15 protein-coding genes and 1 tRNA gene are annotated in these 18,345 nt (G+C 48.2%); 6 read left to right on the top strand and 10 right to left on the bottom strand.

The window, feature by feature from the left end:
• Positions 1-15: 15 nt before the first annotated feature.
• A complete protein-coding gene (locus tag AMS66_RS06650) occupies positions 16-1,368 on the bottom strand; it encodes an ABC transporter substrate-binding protein (protein WP_053780047.1) in 1,353 nt (450 codons plus the stop codon).
• 360 nt (positions 1,369-1,728) lie between these two features.
• Here AMS66_RS06650 and AMS66_RS06645 point away from each other — a divergent pair, with 360 nt between their 5' ends.
• Together AMS66_RS06645 and murQ are read left to right on the top strand one after the other, a co-directional pair.
• Positions 1,729-2,691 (top strand): N-acetylglucosamine kinase, encoded by a 963-nt coding sequence (locus tag AMS66_RS06645; protein ID WP_053780046.1) that lies wholly within the window; start codon positions 1,729-1,731, stop codon positions 2,689-2,691.
• Between the two features lie 22 nt (positions 2,692-2,713).
• The gene (murQ, locus tag AMS66_RS06640; protein ID WP_053780045.1) at positions 2,714-3,619 is read left to right on the top strand and encodes an N-acetylmuramic acid 6-phosphate etherase; all 906 of its coding nucleotides are present in this window, start codon (positions 2,714-2,716) and stop codon (positions 3,617-3,619) included.
• Positions 3,620-3,767: 148 nt separating this feature from the next.
• Here murQ and AMS66_RS06635 read toward each other — a convergent pair whose 3' ends face one another.
• Together AMS66_RS06635 and AMS66_RS06630 are read right to left on the bottom strand one after the other, a co-directional pair.
• Positions 3,768-4,607, bottom strand: coding sequence for a MurR/RpiR family transcriptional regulator (locus AMS66_RS06635; protein ID WP_053780111.1), 840 nt, complete (start codon positions 4,605-4,607; stop codon positions 3,768-3,770).
• A gap of 124 nt (positions 4,608-4,731) precedes the next feature.
• Positions 4,732-5,961, bottom strand: coding sequence for an anhydro-N-acetylmuramic acid kinase (locus AMS66_RS06630; protein WP_053780044.1), 1,230 nt, complete (start codon positions 5,959-5,961; stop codon positions 4,732-4,734).
• A 562-nt stretch (positions 5,962-6,523) separates the two neighbouring features.
• On the opposite strand from AMS66_RS06630, the gene AMS66_RS06620 reads away from it, so the two are divergent.
• Positions 6,524-7,933 (top strand): N-acetylmuramoyl-L-alanine amidase family protein, encoded by a 1,410-nt coding sequence (locus AMS66_RS06620; protein WP_053780042.1) that lies wholly within the window; start codon positions 6,524-6,526, stop codon positions 7,931-7,933.
• Positions 7,934-7,974: 41 nt separating this feature from the next.
• Positions 7,975-8,529, top strand: a complete 555-nt coding sequence (locus tag AMS66_RS06615; RefSeq protein ID WP_053780041.1) for a GerMN domain-containing protein — start codon at positions 7,975-7,977, stop codon at positions 8,527-8,529.
• 162 nt (positions 8,530-8,691) lie between these two features.
• Here the strand turns inward: AMS66_RS06615 and AMS66_RS33525 are convergent, their stop codons facing one another.
• From AMS66_RS33525 to AMS66_RS06595, 4 genes are all read right to left on the bottom strand, one after another.
• Positions 8,692-10,254 (bottom strand): MBL fold metallo-hydrolase, encoded by a 1,563-nt coding sequence (locus AMS66_RS33525; RefSeq protein ID WP_053780040.1) that lies wholly within the window; start codon positions 10,252-10,254, stop codon positions 8,692-8,694.
• Positions 10,251-11,936, bottom strand: coding sequence for an ABC transporter permease (locus tag AMS66_RS06605; RefSeq protein ID WP_053780039.1), 1,686 nt, complete (start codon positions 11,934-11,936; stop codon positions 10,251-10,253). Before AMS66_RS06605 ends, AMS66_RS33525 begins: the two co-directional genes overlap by 4 nt.
• Before the next feature lie 81 nt (positions 11,937-12,017).
• Complete coding sequence (locus AMS66_RS06600; protein WP_053780038.1) at positions 12,018-13,094, bottom strand: ABC transporter substrate-binding protein; 1,077 nt, start codon at positions 13,092-13,094, stop codon at positions 12,018-12,020.
• A gap of 276 nt (positions 13,095-13,370) precedes the next feature.
• Positions 13,371-14,387 (bottom strand): ABC transporter ATP-binding protein, encoded by a 1,017-nt coding sequence (locus AMS66_RS06595; RefSeq protein WP_053780110.1) that lies wholly within the window; start codon positions 14,385-14,387, stop codon positions 13,371-13,373.
• 169 nt (positions 14,388-14,556) lie between these two features.
• Between AMS66_RS06595 and AMS66_RS06590 the strand changes: the two genes are divergently transcribed.
• Together AMS66_RS06590 and AMS66_RS06585 are read left to right on the top strand one after the other, a co-directional pair.
• Positions 14,557-15,465 carry a LysR family transcriptional regulator gene (locus AMS66_RS06590; RefSeq protein ID WP_082350596.1) on the top strand — a complete coding sequence of 303 codons (909 nt, stop codon included), beginning with the start codon at positions 14,557-14,559 and terminating at the stop codon, positions 15,463-15,465.
• 144 nt (positions 15,466-15,609) lie between these two features.
• Positions 15,610-16,470, top strand: coding sequence for a CYTH domain-containing protein (locus tag AMS66_RS06585; RefSeq protein ID WP_144424430.1), 861 nt, complete (start codon positions 15,610-15,612; stop codon positions 16,468-16,470).
• 135 nt (positions 16,471-16,605) lie between these two features.
• Here AMS66_RS06585 and AMS66_RS06580 read toward each other — a convergent pair whose 3' ends face one another.
• From AMS66_RS06580 to AMS66_RS06570, 3 genes are all read right to left on the bottom strand, one after another.
• Positions 16,606-17,211, bottom strand: coding sequence for a short chain dehydrogenase (locus tag AMS66_RS06580; protein WP_053780037.1), 606 nt, complete (start codon positions 17,209-17,211; stop codon positions 16,606-16,608).
• Positions 17,212-17,547: 336 nt separating this feature from the next.
• Positions 17,548-18,186, bottom strand: a complete 639-nt coding sequence (locus tag AMS66_RS06575) for a pentapeptide repeat-containing protein (RefSeq protein ID WP_053780036.1) — start codon at positions 18,184-18,186, stop codon at positions 17,548-17,550.
• A gap of 88 nt (positions 18,187-18,274) precedes the next feature.
• Positions 18,275-18,345 (bottom strand) — tRNA-Gly (locus AMS66_RS06570).

The raw sequence follows: 18,345 nt of genomic DNA, 5'->3' as shown, positions 1-18,345 counted from the left end.
GTTTATTGGTCAGAATTATTGTCCGAACATTTGCTGGCCTTTGTTCTTGAAGTCTTCTGCGATCTGCTCCGGTGTTTTCTCACCCGAGAACAGCGCTTGAATGTTAGGCTTCACAACTTGTTCCTTGAATTGTTTTTGCTGTGATGCTTTGTCGATATCCAGTTCCAGTACAACCGGCATAGCGATATTCTCTGCCATTACTTTCGCAGCAGCCAGGTTATCTGGTTGACCAAGCTCTTTTCCTTTAAACAGATCCACCTGGGATTGTCTTACGAATGGGAGCGCCAATTCATTGGCCGAATTTCCTGCTTTGGCACCACTAAGCGCCTCCATGACCAGGAACGTATTCTTGGCATGCTGCTCGCCTTTATCCTTCTTCTGCTTGAAGGCTACATACCCTTCGCCACCCATCGTTGTCGCCGCAGGTTGATCGTCATTATGCGGTACAGGCAGCAGGACAAAATCAATTTTCTCCCCTTGTACCTTGCCATCATCAATATCCTTGTTGCGGTTCTGAATCATCACATCATAATAAGGAATCGCTTTGGAGATGAGTGCCGTTTCACCCGCGTAGAACATATCCGTTCGTTTCGCTGGAGCAAGAGCTGCCGTTTCCTTCGGCATATAACCTTGATCCATCAGGTTTTTGATAAAAGAGAGCGTATCCAGAATGCGGCCATCATTCCATTGGAATGTGCCGTCTTTGTCAAGAACGTCAATCATGCCGTTGCTTCGGGACAGCATTTCAATGAAATCAAGAGAGGTTCCATCGGTAACCAGTGCATACTGTTTAGCCCCACCATCCGACGTTTTGGTCAGCTTGGCTGCGGCAGCGTTGAATTCAGACCAGGTCCAGCCATTTTGCTGAATAGATTTCCAGTCTATACCCGCTTCCTCCAGGATGCGTTTGTTACCGCCCCATGCCCATTGGAATTGATACAACGGCAGTCCGTACTGTTTCCCTTGGATCTGGCCCAATTCAAGCGTACCCGGCAGATAGTCATCCTTGATTTCAGGTGTCAGGTAGCTGTCCAACTCAATTGCCAATCCCGTATTCACATATGTGCCGTCTACACTATGAAAGTAAAGATCCGGCGGGTTACCCGCGTTCAGAGCGACATCGAATTTTTTGGGCCCTTCCGCCCAGGAGAGCATTTCCGTCTTCACGGTAATGTTCGGGTGTTCTTTATTGAAATCAACGATTAGATCCTTCAGTTCATCTTCATACGTCCCATGCACCGGATAAGTCCATACCGTCACCGTATCTTCTGCATTGGGATCATCTGAAGCAGCACCACCGCTGTTCCCGCAGGCAGTAACCCAGACCATCATCAACAACATTGCCCATACCAGACCCTTCTTTTTCATCCCTTCATCTCCTTCGCGTGTCGTCTCCCGATTATTGCATTGCCTAACCATGCTACCCCTTTTGAAATCATCCATCCTTAAACGGCATAACTGACTAATGAGCGTGGCAGTAAGGAAATTGCACCTCCCTTATGGATTAGACCTGAGCGTACGCAGGATTAATCTCTTAATGCAATATTAACGTCAACTTAGTTGACATTAACAGTATTAATTCCTTCCAAAATTGTAGATTGAGTTCATTATATGAGCTATGAAATAAAAATTCAACATTATTTTTTATCATAAAATTTAATTTTACTTTTTCATTTCATGCCTCTATACTATGTAAAAAGAAAACTCAAGCAAGCGAGGTGAGCCACTTTGCGAGTATATGTCGGCGTAGATGGAGGCGGTACCAATACTGATGCAGCAATCATTTCTGAATTTGGAGAAATTCTTGCCCGGCTCAGCGGCGGTCCCACGAACCCTCACAGCGTACCACCTGAACAGGCCCTTTTTGAATTGCAACGAGTGCTGGAACAGCTATTTAATCTAAGAAGTGATTTATCGACAAATTGTGAAGGTATATGCCTCGGAATGTCAGGTGTAGATACGATCCAAGAACGGCAACTAATAGCTGACGCAGTAAATAACTATATGAAGAACAGTAATCGACACAAATCAGATGCCTGTCCAGTCTGGGTTGTATCCGAAGGAGAGATCGCCCTGATGGCCTCTCTCGGACATACTCACGGTGTATTGTGCATCTCTGGAACAGGGTCCATCGTGTACGGATTTACGCACGAAGGAGAACGATACCGGGCAGGAGGCTGGGGTCATCTGCTCGGAGATGAGGGGAGTGGCTATCGCATTGGACAACGTGCACTTCAAGCGGTCATGCAGAGCTATGACGGCGTTCTTCCTCCAACCCGTTTATCTCCGCTTCTTATAAAGAAGCTGAACCTTCGGGATATATCGGAGCTAAAGGCACGGGTGTACCAGGCGGATTGGGGCAAAACCGAGACCGCATCCATCGCTCGTCTTGCTATAGAAGCTGCGGAATCTGGGGATGAGGCTGCCCGGGCGCTGATCATCGATGAAGCCGGACAATTGGCAGATACGGCAAAAGCACTGATTGCCCGTCATCCCGAATTTGCTTCTGCTCAGGTTGTCCTGTCTGGATCTCTGTTTCGATACGCTGCTCTTTTCCGAAATACATTTATCCAGAAGCTGTCGGGATATTATGAAGAGCTGGACTTTGTATATCGTGAAGATGCCCCTGCTCCAGCGGTAGGGGCAGCACAACTGGCAAGAAGACGCTGTTCCTTGAATGAATCATTTTAAAAGAGAGAAGGAGGCCATACGGATGAATCACATGCTGAACTCATTATTAACGGAACAACCCAATCCACTAACGGATCATATAGATGAATTGCCTTCGGCAGAAATTATGGAACTGATTAATAAGGAAGATCAACGGATTGCGGAGCTGATTCAGCCCCTGATCCCGGTCATTGCCCAAGCGGCGGACCGGATCTTGAAGGCCTTTCAGTCTGGCGGCAGGCTGTTCTATGTAGGCGCAGGCACAAGTGGACGATTAGGAATACTTGACGCTTCGGAGTGCCCGCCTACCTACGGAACCCCTCCATCCATGGTACAGGGTATTATTGCAGGGGGATTCCGTGCAGTGAAGGACCCGGTGGAAGGTGCTGAAGATAGCGAGGAATTGGGAGCTGCGGACCTAGATGAACATGGATTAGACGAAAACGATGTCGTGGTTGGCATTGCAGCCAGCGGGCGAACCCCCTATGTGCTGGGTGCGATGAGACACGCCAAGGAGATCGGAGCTACTGTGATCAGCCTGAGTAACAACGCAGGTACGCCGATGACTCTTTTGGCTGATGTGAGTATCGAGGCTGTTGTCGGACCGGAGGTTGTTATGGGGTCAACACGCATGAAGGCAGGAAGCGCCCAGAAGATGATTCTGAACATGCTGACCACTACCGCCATGATTCGTCTGGGTAAGGTCTACCGTAATTTCATGGTGGATCTGAACCCCTCGAACGAGAAGCTTGTCCATCGGGCCAAACGCATGATCCATCTGGCAACCGGAGCGAACGAAGCGGACATTGAACAGGCTTTTGCCGGTGCAGACGGTCATGTGAAAACGGCAATCGTTATGCTGATGGCAGGCGTGGACGCCGTGGAAGCTCAGCGCAGACTGGATCTGGCTGATGGATTTGTCCGCAGCGCCATTGTGGGGCCTTCCTGAGCCATGCAGGGCGCACAGCCCTTAAAGTTGAAATCAAAAGAGCCCGACATTGGTCTGGGCTCTTTTGATTTTTTCAAAATAAAAGCAGATATCATCTGTCAAAAAAACCCCTCCTGTATAAACAGAAAGGGATTCATATGGTTCTACTTCACTTATGCTCCAGAATAGCCTGACGGCTCTTCTCCAAATATTCCACCGACTGGCTGTAGTCGCGGCTGGCAATCGCCAGATACAAAATGTCGATCACGTTCAGCTGTGCAATCCGTGACGAAGTTGCTCCGCTCCGGATATCGCTTTCGGTGGAAGTAATCATCAGGGGCACATCCGCCAGACTGCTGAGAGTATTGCTGCCCCACTTGGTAATGCTAATCGTCGCAGCGCCGCCTTCACGAGCATGCTTCAGACAGGAGATCACGTTCGAAGTCTCCCCTGAATACGAGATACATACCACCGCATCATCTTCGCGTAGCGTCGTTGCGGACGAAATCTGCATATGCGGATCGGCGAACGAAAAGCTTGTACGATTGATTCGCATGAACTTGTAGTGTGCATCCAGCGCAATCAGGTTGGAGGCCCCCACCCCATAGAAAAAGATTCGGTTCGCCCGATGGAGCACGTCCACTGCCTGTTCCACCAGACGCGGGTCCAAAATATGAACCGTATCCTTCACCGACTGAATATTGTTTGCGGACACATGTTGAATAATGCTCTCCATGGAGTCCTGGGGACGAATCTCCGTATATTGATATTGCTCACCTGTCTGCAAATCTCCGGCAATCTTCAGCTTCAGCTCCTGAAAACCCGTTACACCCAGCGATTTGCAGAGACGGATAATGGCAGCCGGGCTGCCACCGCTCTGTTCAGACAGCTGTGCCACCGAGGACTGAACCGTCTCTTGGGGATGATCGAGAATATAGGCTCCGATCTTCCGTTCCGACGGAGTCAGGTCATCCATTAATGCGCGTAAACGTACAAGTCCACCCTTCATGCCTTCCATCCGCTCCTCCTTTCCGTACTGCATTCATGTACAAGCATTTTATCCTATAATTCCAATGGAGTCTAATCGGTTTAAACGCCCTTGCATAACCAGCTCATTCAAAAACCTTGCTGCACTACAATGTCAAGTTACCCGATATTACGGCGTGTTTTGCACCAGTTACAGCTGGAAGCGTGTTGGTTCTGCCCATTAGTGCCTCATGGCCAAGGAGGGCAAATCCAATTGCTTCGCGGGCATCATCCGGTATGCCATAATCCGCTGTTCGTTCCAAACGAATGCCTTCCGGTAATCGCTGACGGATCATCTCCATTAACGTGGCATTGGAAGTGCCGCCACCGCAGGCGAGCATGGCCGATATTTGCACCTTAGGCAGTACAAAATCTTCCACTGCCCGCACGATCGTCTCCGCGGTCAAACAAGTGGCGGTAGCCAGCGTATCCTCCAGAGATAAGGAACGCGTATCGGCCATCTCCATCAGGCGTGCTGCATATGCCTCACCGTACACTTCTCGTCCCGTGCTCTTGGGAGGGAGCCTTTTGAAATAATCATCGTCCAAACATAGATCCACCAGACCCTGATCAAACGTCCCTTGTGCGGCCATGCTTCCATTCGGATCATAATGCTGCCGCCCACCTGTCGCCTGGCGTACAATCGCGTCCATTACCATATTGCCAGGTCCCGTATCAAAAGCCGAAATACCTTCGGCAGATGACGCTGCCGGGAGCACCGTGACGTTGCCAATGCCGCCGATATTTTGTACCAGCCGCCCTTCCGTTGGGCTACGAAACATTAACGCATCGGCGTAAGGCGTGAGAGCCCCCCCCTCCCCGCCAGCCGCCATATCCCGTGCCCGCAAATTGCCGATCACGGGCAGGCCCGTTCGTTCACGTACAACGGCGCATTCGCCAATCTGCAACGTGGACACCACGGGAAGACTCCCGCCTGTTGGCCCTGGAAATGCCGAAGCAATGGGTGCGTGCCATACGGTCTGTCCGTGCATGCTGATCGCATCCACCTGCCCGGATGGGATTCCTGAGGATTGAATAAGCTCTCTGACACTGTGTGCATACCACTCCGATACGCCAAAATGTGCAGCCGTCAGCTCATCCACGCGTGCCGTCTCCGGTGAACATAGCCGAATCAGCACTTCTCTCAATTCATTGGAGTACGGTACGCAGACGAAGTCAACCAGATCGATCTTTTGCAATGCCCCGCTGTCATCTGTCAGAATACGCACCAATGCCGCATCCGTCCCGTCGAGGGACGTGCCTGACATCAGTCCAATGATGTAATGCTCCCGTTTCAAGCGATATTGCTCCCACATCGGATAGCTGCCTGTATCCATCCATTCACAACCTCCCTCCAGACCCGATGAACACGTCATCCTGCCATAATTTCACCAAGTATATGATATAAAATTTTACAAGTCAAATATTTTATGAAATTTAATTACACTCTTCTAACTATAGCTACTTTTTGTCTGAACTGGAATGCTCACAAGATGCTTCTATGAATAAAAATAGATAAATAACGATCAAAAAAGAAACATTTTTACAATTTTACCGTTTATATAATGAAGGTATATTTTGGAGTCGATATTTTGAGGCTTATAAACTGTCACAAGCGGAAGGAGAAGCAAGGATGAATAATGCTGCTATTTGGTTTTCAACTGTGCTATTACTGGGGGGATTGACGATATTAGTAACAATCTGATTTTGTGGCAAAAAAACGGAAAAATACTAGATTACATCAGTGAGTACCCATCTGATCAGTTGATACTTTATAGGTATAGCATAGAGAGTAACAAGGTGAAGCCTGTTAAGAAAATCAGCCGTAATGAGTTTGCCGAATGGTTCAAGCTGGATAAGTATCCAACACAGTAACGATCTAAATAGTAGAGGTGCATAATGAAAAAAACGATTTTACTCCTGTTTTTAAGTCTGTTCTTGCTGGTTGTACTCCCTAATCAGGGAAATGCCGCTGCAAGCACGTCGAAAATCTTCTTGGACGGCGAGGAATTAATCCTCCCAAGTGACGTTCAGGTGACCATCGTGAATAAGAACGTGATGATTCCGATTCGTGTCGTTGCCGAAAACTTGAAATTCAAAGTTGATTGGAATCAAAATGCACGTAATGTAAAGATCCAGCAAAATGACAAGACCATTTCTTTAACCGTTGATCAGAAGCAAGCCATGGTTGCTGACAAGCAAGTCACGCTGAACACAGCCCCACTCATTTTAAATAACACCATGGTGGTACCCATTCGATTTGTCAGTGAACAAATGGGACTCAACGTGAAATGGAACAACAAGGAGAAGATTGTATACTTAATCAACACCGACACCAGTAAGGAGCCCACTATTGAGCCGGGCAACGGTAGCCCAACATCGCTAACACATGTTACCGATATCCAATTTGCCAACAATCAGCTCGTCGTGTCTATGGATGGTGAATCCAAACCCGTGATGACGACTTTGAAGAATCCGGATCGTCTGGTCGTGGATCTGCCCGGAGCAGTGTTTGGTGATCTATCACAACCTTTGAATCAAAACATGAATGGCAAATTGGATGTTGACGCATACCCCAATGTAACGGAAGTTAGATATTCTCTTTTTAAACAAGACCCTGGTCAAGTCCGAATTGTCGTAGAATTGAATCATGTGAAGGATGTCCAATACAGCCAGAACATAATTGCCGATAAACTGATTATTGATCTGAATGTTTCGGGCGACAACGTCACACCCGTTCCTGTAACTCCTGTAGGGGATTCAGGGCGCAAGGTTGTTGTCATCGACCCAGGCCATGGTGGTAGAGATCCAGGTTCAACCAGCATCACCAACAAACCCGAGAAAGAATATAATCTGGCATTGGCTCTCAAAGTACAAGCACTGCTTCTCAATGAGCCGGATATCGAATTGGTGATGACTCGTGACGGTGATACCTATCCCACCCGCCCGGAGCGTGTTCAGCTCGCCAATCAACTAAACGCGGATGTATTTGTATCTATCCATGGCAATAATGTGGAGTCCTCACCCCAGGCGACAGGTACGGAGACGTTCTACTATCAACGCAGTAGCAGCAAGGAATTAGCTAATATTATTCATCAACGTTTGGTTAAAGCCATGGGTCTCAAAGACCGTGGTGTGAAAAATGGCAACTTGGAAGTGATCAGAGACACGACCATGCCTGCAGTACTTTTGGAAGTGGGATTCCTGAGTAATGTTATGGATGAAGAACTGATGTCGTCCGATGTCGTTCAGATGAAAGCCGCTCAAGCTATAGCAGATGGGATTAAGGAATATCTGGGTATAAATTAAATGATAGAACATAATGTAAATACACTGGAGGATGTGATCCATTGAAAACGAAATTGGGATGTGCACTCGTCTTATCCTTCTTCATGATTGTTGGCATTGGTTGTGCTCAGAAGCCAGTCAGTGAATCGGGATCGGCCGAACCTGCTGTTCAGGGGGGACAGTCACCAAACCCATCCGAAACAAAGGTGGATCTGGGCACTATGAACACACAAGCGGTTGATGTGTATTTCGCAGATTCACAGGTACTGGAACTAGAGAAAAAAGAGCAGGAAATTGAATTCAAGGACGATTCCGAGAAATACAAAAAAACATTTGAAGCTTTACAAAACAATACCGATTCGGAGCTCGTATCCCTCTGGGAAAAGGTCGAATTGCTCTCCCTAAAGTACGGCGAGGGCAAAGTCACTTTGGATGTTCATATTCCGGATGAGGCCAAATTGGGAACCAGTGGCGAGCTACTTGCATTGGATGCACTGACCCAGACGATGTTTCAATACGATGAAGTAGAAAGTATCGATATACTGGTGGACGGTGAAGTCCTGGATAGCTTGATGGGTCATTCAGAGCTCGAGCATCCTATTCAGCGCGAGCCCTAATCTAATTTTATAAGACACCAGGTGATTCTCTCCTTGAATCACCTCCCATGCATGATGAGAAGCACAGCTTCTCATCATGCATTTTTTATAAAAATCAACATTCAAAAAGACGTCCACAGGGACGCCCTACATAGATCCAACCCTTATAAAATAAAATTCCACCTACAGATACAGCTCATCTCCAGGAGATAGCGAATGAAGTATTCCCTTCCTCGAGACCCATTTTTCTCCGAGTAAGCCTTCTCTCAGTTTATCCGTCTCTGCTCGGTCCGCATGCACAAGCACCGTATGCCTTGCAGGAACCTGGTGCAGCATCCTCTCAACATCCTTCCAACCTTGATGCACCTTATAACGTATTTTACGCACCTCGCACGCGCCGTACTTTGCAGAATTCTGCAAAAGTCTGTGAGCGTAGGTGCCAGCAGAGACATGTCCGGTCAGCAGCACCAGATTATTTCCGCTGTCCGCAAACTGGTTATAGTACCAGCGAGCAAGAGAGGACTGCATCATCCCGTCCGGAATGAACCACAAAGAGGCAGCATGGTGATTCAGTAGCCGCTCTCGTTCTTCCTTTGTCACAGGTAGCTCCCATCCATCCCCGTTCAGAAAATGCGCAATTGCATCCTTCACAACACCCGGTATGTGTTCTTCCTCTTCCTTTAACCAGTATGGAGCACGTAAAAGCTGCTTCAGTCCGTCTACCAAGCCTTGTTCCACTACAATCGGAACGTCCGGGAACTGCTGCTGTGCCCACAGCATGATTTCCTGACCACGACCCACCGAAGGCATAGGCATCAGCACCTTTCCACCCCGGGCAATCGTCTCACGGATGACATGCTCCAGTTGCTCCAACTTGTTGCCCTGTGTATCGCGATCTGTACCGTATGCGGCATCCACAATCGCCAAATCCAGCAAGCTGATTGGAGATGCTTTGGTCACTTCTGCTTCCTTAGATGTGGAATTGCCAAGCCGTTGCTCTACAAACCTTCCTGCTGATACCGATGATCGCAACACCACTTCGGATGAAGCAGAGGCCAAGGTATGCGATGCGGATGGCTCTCCTGCCAAGACATGCCCACCATTCACGGCAGTTAGTGTATCCAGCTTCCAACGTGTATTAACTGAAGCATCAAGGCCCCGCTTGTTACGTGGCAACCTTGCCTGCCAGAACACATCGGCTGGACAATCCTCCTGCAAAAGCATGGACTCCGACGTGTAGTCACCGGAATAAAATATCCGCTTATCTTCCATTTCCAGCCCGAACCATACCGATCCTGCAAGGTGTCCACTGCGCCCCCAGACCGCCGAGACGCCAGGGAAAAGTTCGAACCAGGTTCCACCCTCGGCTTTGTCCTCCAGAAACCGGTAACGAATCAATTGTTCATCGCCTTCTTCATATGGGAGGGCATGCCCTGCTCGCTCCATATTCCTGCGCCAAGCTCTGAAATAGGTGTCAAGCTGCTCCCTGGTTTCCCGCGTCGTCCATACTTCGCCCTGATACCCCATCCTATAGAGCAAGGGAATAGCGACAGAATGATCCTCATGGGCGTGAGACAACAGCACTACATCCAGCTCTTTAACGATTTCCGGTTCAATCAGCGGGTACTCGCCGGCTCCTTCTTTTTTCACGCCACAATCCAGCAAAAGTTGAACCCGGCCCCCACTCAGCAGATAGGCGGAACGTCCATGTTCCCCTGCACCGCCCCATACCTTCAGTTTGATCATGATGCATTCCACTTTCTCTTCGAATTCAGAACTTCAATACCAAGCAGCATCAGTACCGTCATACCGACAGTAACCACGGCCATTGCCATTCCCAATGAGACCTGACCTTGTTCAAATTGTGCAAAAATATACGTAGCCGAGGTCTGCATCGATGGAGGTAAAATCAACAGCGATCCTACCAGTTCCCGGGTAGCAATGGTGAACGTCATCATCCACCCGGCCAGCATGCCGGGGATGATCAGTGGTAGAAGAATGCGCCGCAGAATATACAGCGGTTTTCCTCCAAAGACCTGACCCGCTTGGAACAACGTTCCGTCAATTTGGGTGAAGCTTGATTTAACATACTGCACCGTGTACGGCAAGAAGAGCACCACATACGTCAGAACAACCATGCCGTACGAGTTGTATAGGGTGAACGGCATCCATGGTGAATTCCAGAACAGGATGAGGCCCACCACCATGACAATGCCAGGCACCGTATTCGGCAGCAGACTGAACAGGTCAATGACACGCTGCATAAAGGAAGACGATTTGCCAATCGTCAGGGCAAAACCTGTACCGATAATAACCGCAACCGTCGAAGCTGCGAGTGACAGTCCCAGACTGTTCCCGATTGCTTTCATACTGACTGACCCCCAGGAAAGCAATTCCCGGTAATGATCCAGCGTCAGATTGTCGAAGGACAATCCTGAGCCCCGCAGCTTCATGGTCGACGCAGCAATAATAGAGAAATACGGAATGCCCACTGACAGAATCAGCAGCAACGCGAGATACAAGCCACACAACCAACCCGCTCCGCCGCGTAGCGAGTATCGTTTGGAACGCTGTCCTTTGCCCCCTACCAGACGGTACGTGAACTTACGACTCATGGCAGACTGCATGTACCACATCACCAGACAGACCGACAACAGCACGGAAGCGAGCGAAGTCGCCTTGCCAAAATCAATTGGCCAACTGGAGATATACTTGTGGATTTCAGAGGTCATGACATAATAGCCAATCTTGCGTCCGAAGGTTGCTGGCGTTCCGAATTCTGCGATCGTTTTGACAAAGACGAGCATGATACCCATGCCATACGAAGACAACAGCAGTGGTAAAATAATGCGTCTGAATCGGTATCCCGCACGTCCCCCGTGCACCGCTCCCGCTTCTTCCAGATTGCCCCCAATGCGAATGATTGCATCCCGAAGCAACAGATACAGAAAGGGGAACAGATGCAGGCTCATAATGAGCACCATGCCCCAGAAGCTAAAGAACAACTCACTCCAGCTTGCAGCGGAGGGCACCCATTGCTGCAGGTATCCCCCTTTTTGCATAAACAGAATCCATCCCATAGAGCCGATATACGGCGGGGTCATGAACGGAATCATCAGGATCACGTCCACCCAGCGATGCTGACCCATGCGGGTCTTCGCCATCATCCAGGCCAGTGGCAATGCCAGCAGCGTTGTTACAGCCACCACGCAGATCCCCAGCCAGACGGAATTCAGTAGCACCCCGGATAAATGCTGTCCGGTAATGGTCCGAATCGGAGCCATCCAATCCCATTGCCCATCTGGATACACACTTTGCCAGAAAATCAACAAGAGCGGTACACCAATGCTTATCGTTAGCAGAAAGAGGGCCAGAATCACGCCCACTCTCCGAAAAATACGGTTGTTGTCTACTACAACAGGTTTCACTACGATTTCACCTCACATGACTTCCACAAGACAATCGTCTCTTCACTCTAGCTGCTCGATTTGCTCGTCATCATACTCTGCTTATTTAAAAGTCTCGGAGAAACGTGCCGCTGTCTCATCTCCGTGTTCACTCATCCAGTTCCAATCCACTTTAAGCTGCGGGATGTCTTTCAGATTCGCCCGGTTAGTCGCCTCGATGTCTTCACGTCCCGGAATCAGATAAGCATCTGCAACGAGTTTTTGTGCCTCATCGGACAACAGGTAGTCGATAAACACCTTGGCATTCTCCACATTCTGACTCGATTTCAGAATCGCTGCCGGTCTTGGACTGATTACAGTCCCTTCCTCTGGATATACGATGTCCAGTGGTTCGCCTTTGGCTTTGGAGGAATACGCCATGTAATCTACACCAGCTGCTACGATGCTTTTCGCTCCGGTAATGACTGGGTCAAGCGCTTCCTGATTCGCTCCTGCCATCGCTACACCATTCGCTTTGTAGCTGGCCAGCAAGTCCCAGCCCTTATCTCCATTCACACTCAGGTATCCCGTAATGAAGTCCAGTGCCGAACCAGACAGCGTAGGGTCCGGGATGTTGACTACGTCCTTCCAGGCAGGTGTAGCAAGTTCAGCCCAACTGGTTGGTGGCGTGGATACCAGCTTGGTATTGTAGACAATTCCGAGCGCAGAAGCACTGGAGCTAAAATAGTTGCCTTCCGCATCCGACCAATCCTTGTTCAGCTTGTCTGCATTCTCGGCATCAGGATATGGGAGTGTCAGTCCATCCGCTTTCAGCGCTTGTGCTGAAGGAAGGGAGGCGAGAATAACGACGTCCGCTACCGGATTGGATTTCTCAGCTTCCATGCGAGCCAGGATTTTGCCTGTCGTACCTTGGAACATCTCCACTTCAATGCCCGTCTTGGCTGTAAATCCGCTGATGATGTTATCCGCCAGCTTCTGCGGTCCTGCACTGTACAAAACCAGCTTACCGCCAGCTGGTTTTGTCGTTTCCGCCGATGCAGTCGCCGTACTGCCTTCCCCCGCAGCTTGACCCGTATTCCCAGTGGTTGAATTACCTGTGCTGCATCCGAACAAACTGATACTCATTACCGCTGATAATAATAGCATCGCGCTTCTTTTCCGTGTTTTCATACCCAACATTTCATTCCATCTCCCTTGGTTTCTGATTATAGTCGTATTCAAGTTTCTGCAAACTCACGCTGTTTACGCCATTCCCGCTATCGTCGCTATTTCCGCCAACACATGCCTCTATTCATAAGACTGACCGATACTACGCTCTCAGGAAGGTAAGTTTCCTTGATAATTCACTGTCTAGAAGTTACACTTCCTTGATGATCCGTTTCATTACTCCCGATTCTGCTCATGGGCCTGTGCATATTCCTGTTCATGTCTCCGAGGTCTCTATGCTCATCATGATCAGTTGGCTGCTGCAATGAACTCTCTTGGCTTCACTTTCGGAGTGTCTTCCCCATTCATTCGGCAGATTCGCTCCGGGGATACATAGAGCTGAATCTTCTCCCCTACGCGCACTCTTCGATCCAGATAGGCAGTCCATACCCCCAGCCCTTCCAGCTGCACCCGAATTTCATAACGCTCTCCTACATAACTGACGCTGAGCACCACCGCCTGATAACACAGATCGTCATGACCTGTTTTGCTCCAGGAGACATGTTCCGGTCTCACCATGGACTGATTAGGCGTAAGCCAGTTGGACTTTCCGATAAACGAAGCAACAAAGGGGTCGCTTGGCGATCCGTAGATCGTTTCCGGGGTTCCTTTTTGCAATATTCGCCCCTTCTCCATCACCACAATCTCATCCGACATCGACATCGCCTCGACCTGATCATGGGTGACGTACAGCGCGGTCAGTCCCATATCCCGCACCAATGACATCATCTCAATCCGCATCTCTTCCCGCAGTACGGCATCCAGTGCACTTAGCGGCTCATCGAACAGGATAATCCCCGGTCTCACTGCTACCGCTCTGGCAAAAGCAACCCGCTGCTGCTGTCCTCCCGACAGCTGATGAGGATAACGATCCTCCATGCCTTGCAGGCGAACCATACCAAGTGCTTCGGTCACCTTCTGGCGCAGATCCGATTTTTGCTTTCCGGCCTTCAGGCCGAACGCCACATTTTCGTATACTGTCATATGCGGCCATAATGCGAAGTCCTGAAACACCATACCCAGATTACGCTTATGTGTCGGTACATCTATTCGCTTCGTCGCCGAGTAGAAACTCTTGCCATCCGCGACGATTTCTCCCGCATCCGGTTGCTCCAGCCCCGCCAGCATGCGTAGCAACGTCGTTTTGCCACAGCCTGATGGGCCGAGCAGCGTCGTAAACTGTCCATGCTGAAGCGTTAAATCCGTGGGCAGCAGCGCGGGAGTGCGATTGAATGATTTTTGAATTCCCGTAATTTCCATTTTCATAAGCATCCCTGCCTGTCTTCTTGTACTGTTCTCAGTCTAACGTCCGCTTTCGCGAGTTGTATGTTAGAAATGTAAAATTGGAATTAACTTTTTAGATGAATTCTGTTGATGTTCATAGATTAAATCTATATAAGGTGATTCAAGTTACCGGAGAGGAGTGTTGAGTTCGTTGAACCTGATTAAATTGCAAATTGTTGAACTCATTGATAAGCATCATCATATGACCAGTGTGGCCGAGCTTCTCGGCATCAAGCAGCCTACCGTTACCTTTCATATGAAGTCTCTGGAGGAAGAGATGGGGGTACGATTATTCGAATCGCGTAGTGGAAAGACGTTTCTCACCGAGGCTGGACAAGCCCTGTTACATTATTCCGTCAAAATCAATGCCCTGACCCAGGAAGCACGCAGAGTAGTTCAGGAATACGACAGCCTATATCGGGGCACCCTGCACATTGGAGCGAGCTATGTACCTGCAACGTATCTGCTGCCACCTATTTTGAACACATTTTCTCAGGAATTCCCCGGTATTCGAATTATGTTATCGGTCAAGCCTTCACCCGTTATCCGCGAAATGTTGATCCGCCACCAAATTGATCTGGGTGTGATCTCTTCCGAACCATTTGTGGGTCCGGTACTGCAAGCAGAAACGCTGTGTGAAGACGATCTGGTATTAATCTGCTCTCCACAGCATGCCTTGGCCCAAAGGGATGTGTTGAGACCGGAGCATATAGCACAGGTCCCTTTTGCACTGCATGGGAATGAATCCAGCACTCGCCGTTTAACCAACCAATGGCTGGAGCAACATGATATTCGTCTGCGGAGCACCGTGGAGATGGATTCTCTGGAAGCGATCAAGCAGTTGGTTCTACTCGGCGGTCATATCTCGTTTATGTCACGAATGGCCGTACAATGGGAAGAACAGCATGGGCTAATCAAGGTTCTCCCCATTCCGGGGGAGCAGGCTCCGCGACATATTTACACCGTCCACAACAAGGATCGTCATCCTTCAGTTCAGGTCAACCGCTTCAAAGAAGTGTTGCGGGACAGGAGCCATAGCTTCTCTCTTTTCAATTCATAATCCTGCTATCCCATATAAACTATCGCTTGGCATTCATCAAATCTATGCAGGGTTAACGCAACGAGTCCTTCCATTTAATCGCTTTCATATACTCGGACGATAAAGTGAGACTGTACGTTAATCCAGCCTAGGGAGTGATTGGTTTTGAAAAAATGGAAAAAGGTAACCGCCTCATTCATGTTGAGCATCGTGACATTGGGAAGTGGACTGACGTTTCTGGAAGCACCTCAGGCTTCAGCAGCAGCCAATGCCGTTCCTGCCTATGAAGTGAAGTTCCTGGCTAAGCCGGAGCTGGTATTGAACACAGATGGGACACCACGCAGTGAAGTTATCCAGACGCTTGGCTTGAGCTCCACAGCAAGAAGCATTAGCGCAGAGTATTTCGACACTAACGCGCTGAATCTCGATCAACAGGGATGGAACGTCCGTTTTCGGAAAAAAGATGACAAGAACAATTATGAACTGACTTATAAAAAGCGCTATCCTGTTATCAATGGTGATGTTAATGCGGCTTTGACTCTGGCTAATCAAGAGGGATTTGATGCATCAGATGATAACTACGAAGCTGAAATTGATTGGGGATATGGCAAACAAACATTGAGCTTCTCCAACACTAAAAAGGTAGATACCAAAGCTACAGGCGTACAACTTCCATCACAGCAAGAAGCATTGAGCATGTTATTGGACAAGCTACCTGGAAAATTAAAAAATTGGTCCTCCTCCAACTGGGGTAAACAACAACTCACACAATCCCGTGCCTACGGCCCAGTAACGTTCCAACGCTATGAAGGCACATGGAATGGACAAGAACTTACCCTTGAAGTGTGGCCGATTCGTAACGCAGCAGGCACAGGAGTAGAGAATATTGTAGAGATTTCGTTTAAAACAACAGATACTACGACTGTTTCCGGACTGCGTACCCAATTGATGCAAGTGCTTCAGAACAAAAACTGGCTCATTCCTGCCGATGGCCTGAAAACTCAGCTGATTTTGGAAAGATACTAATTGGTATCGAATCGTTCAAACAGGTGCTCGTCCTGTCTGCCCCGTAAATAAAGCCTAAATCTCATTTCATCCAAAACAAAAGGAGATCAGCAGGAACATTCTGCTGATCTCCTTTATATTCACTATTCCCTACAGTTAGTATATTTTGAAGGTCTGGGCTGTTTCGATCCCGAGTGCACTCTGGATAAACGTATTGGCGACACGCTCCACAGGCACCGGATTAAATCCAATAAACACACCTTTATATTTTTCCGCTGATTCAACAAACAAGTTAGGGCTAACGGAATTCAAACGTATACCTCGGGGCAGCTCATACGCTGCTGCTTTGGCAAACGAATCAATTGCACCATTGACCATAGCACTGGATGCGCCTTTCAGAATGGGATGGTCCTGTATAATGCCACTGACCAGCGTAAAACTCCCCTTGTCGTTGATGTAGTGCTGTCCAATCAAGACGATATTCACCTGACCGAGTAATTTCCCCTGCACACTAATCATGTTGTTCTCAGGGGTCAGCTCCTCCAACTTCGCATAATGGGTCTGGCCTGCTGCAACAATGACATAGTCAATATTAGTCACCGTTTCAAAAAGGGATGTAATACTCTCTGTCGAGGTCATATCCACCTGGTAATCCCCGGATTGCCTGCCGGCTGTAATGACCTCAACGGAATATTCCTGAAGCTTCGCAACAACCGCCTTGCCTAATGTCCCATTTCCTCCAATAACCAGAGCCCTTTTCATAATACGCCTCCTTTTTATCAGTGAAAGCATGAAATTGTTCATTCGTTGATCTCTTCATTTAAACAAAGTTCATTCACATAATCAAACGGCTGACTGTAGGAATAGCCACTTGCTTTTGCATGAAGCTTGTTCTTTGAAAACTAGATATTGAATCGAAATTTTGCGAATTAGGACATTCCTTTTAGCTGGACTTGTGTAAACAAGTTTCAATAAAACGGTATATTGCATGAGCAAGTGATCGAAATGGAACGACTTTTGGCTTTGCGCAAGCAAAACAAGGGAAGTGACAGCTCGAACGCGAGCGAATTCCTTCTCTCACTACGAGTCCGAGCAGAGCTACTTCACAATTAAGCCTAATAGTCCAACAAAAGAGGCTGCCTGAGAATCTGAGATGATGCATCCGTCCAGATCCTCAATATCTACATGTAACCTTTCAAAGCTACAGTCACTAAGGTCCACTCCCTTAAGCTTAACACCAGACAAAAGAGCTTGGTCTATATTGCATTCAGAGAACTCCAGTTTTTGGTGAGCAGCTTGAAAGAAATCGCCACTCACCAGAGAACATTCCGTGTACTTCACCTGTTTAAACTTGGAGAATCGAAATAAAGAAAGATCAGCTACACAACCTTGAAAGCTTACATTTTGGAGCCTGCTATTTGCAAAATTGGTACCAAGCAATTTACAGTTTCTAAATTCTGTCCGGTGGAGGAAAGAGCCGTTAAAGTTCATATTGGATATATCACATTTATCAAAAATCACATCGGTTAGCTCGACTTCCGGTAAAGAGGACTCGCTAAAGATCACGTTCTCAAAGACCACTTTATCGAATGAAACCCTGCTGGCGCTCTGATTCTCAATAGAGATATTACTGAATCGCCCATGCTTGATTTCTTCTTTACTCTCCCATGCTTCTAAAGCTAACGATAAGTCTTCAAGCTCCAAGGGAATCTTTGGTGTTTCCATTTTATTTTTCATAAGTCCTCCCACAATCTGTCTTATATAAAATTACTATATCAAAAAAAGCCCCTGCAGTAAGCAAGAGCTCTCTTTGATGATACCATGAAGCGGGTGATGGGAATCGAACCCACGCTATTAGCTTGGAAGGCTAAAGTTCTACCATTGAACTACACCCGC

The organism is Paenibacillus xylanivorans (assembly GCF_001280595.1).
Taxonomy (GTDB): Bacteria; Bacillota; Bacilli; order Paenibacillales; family Paenibacillaceae; genus Paenibacillus; species Paenibacillus xylanivorans.
Note: the sequence above shows the minus strand (reverse complement) of the source record. Positions and strands in the feature narration are given on the sequence as shown.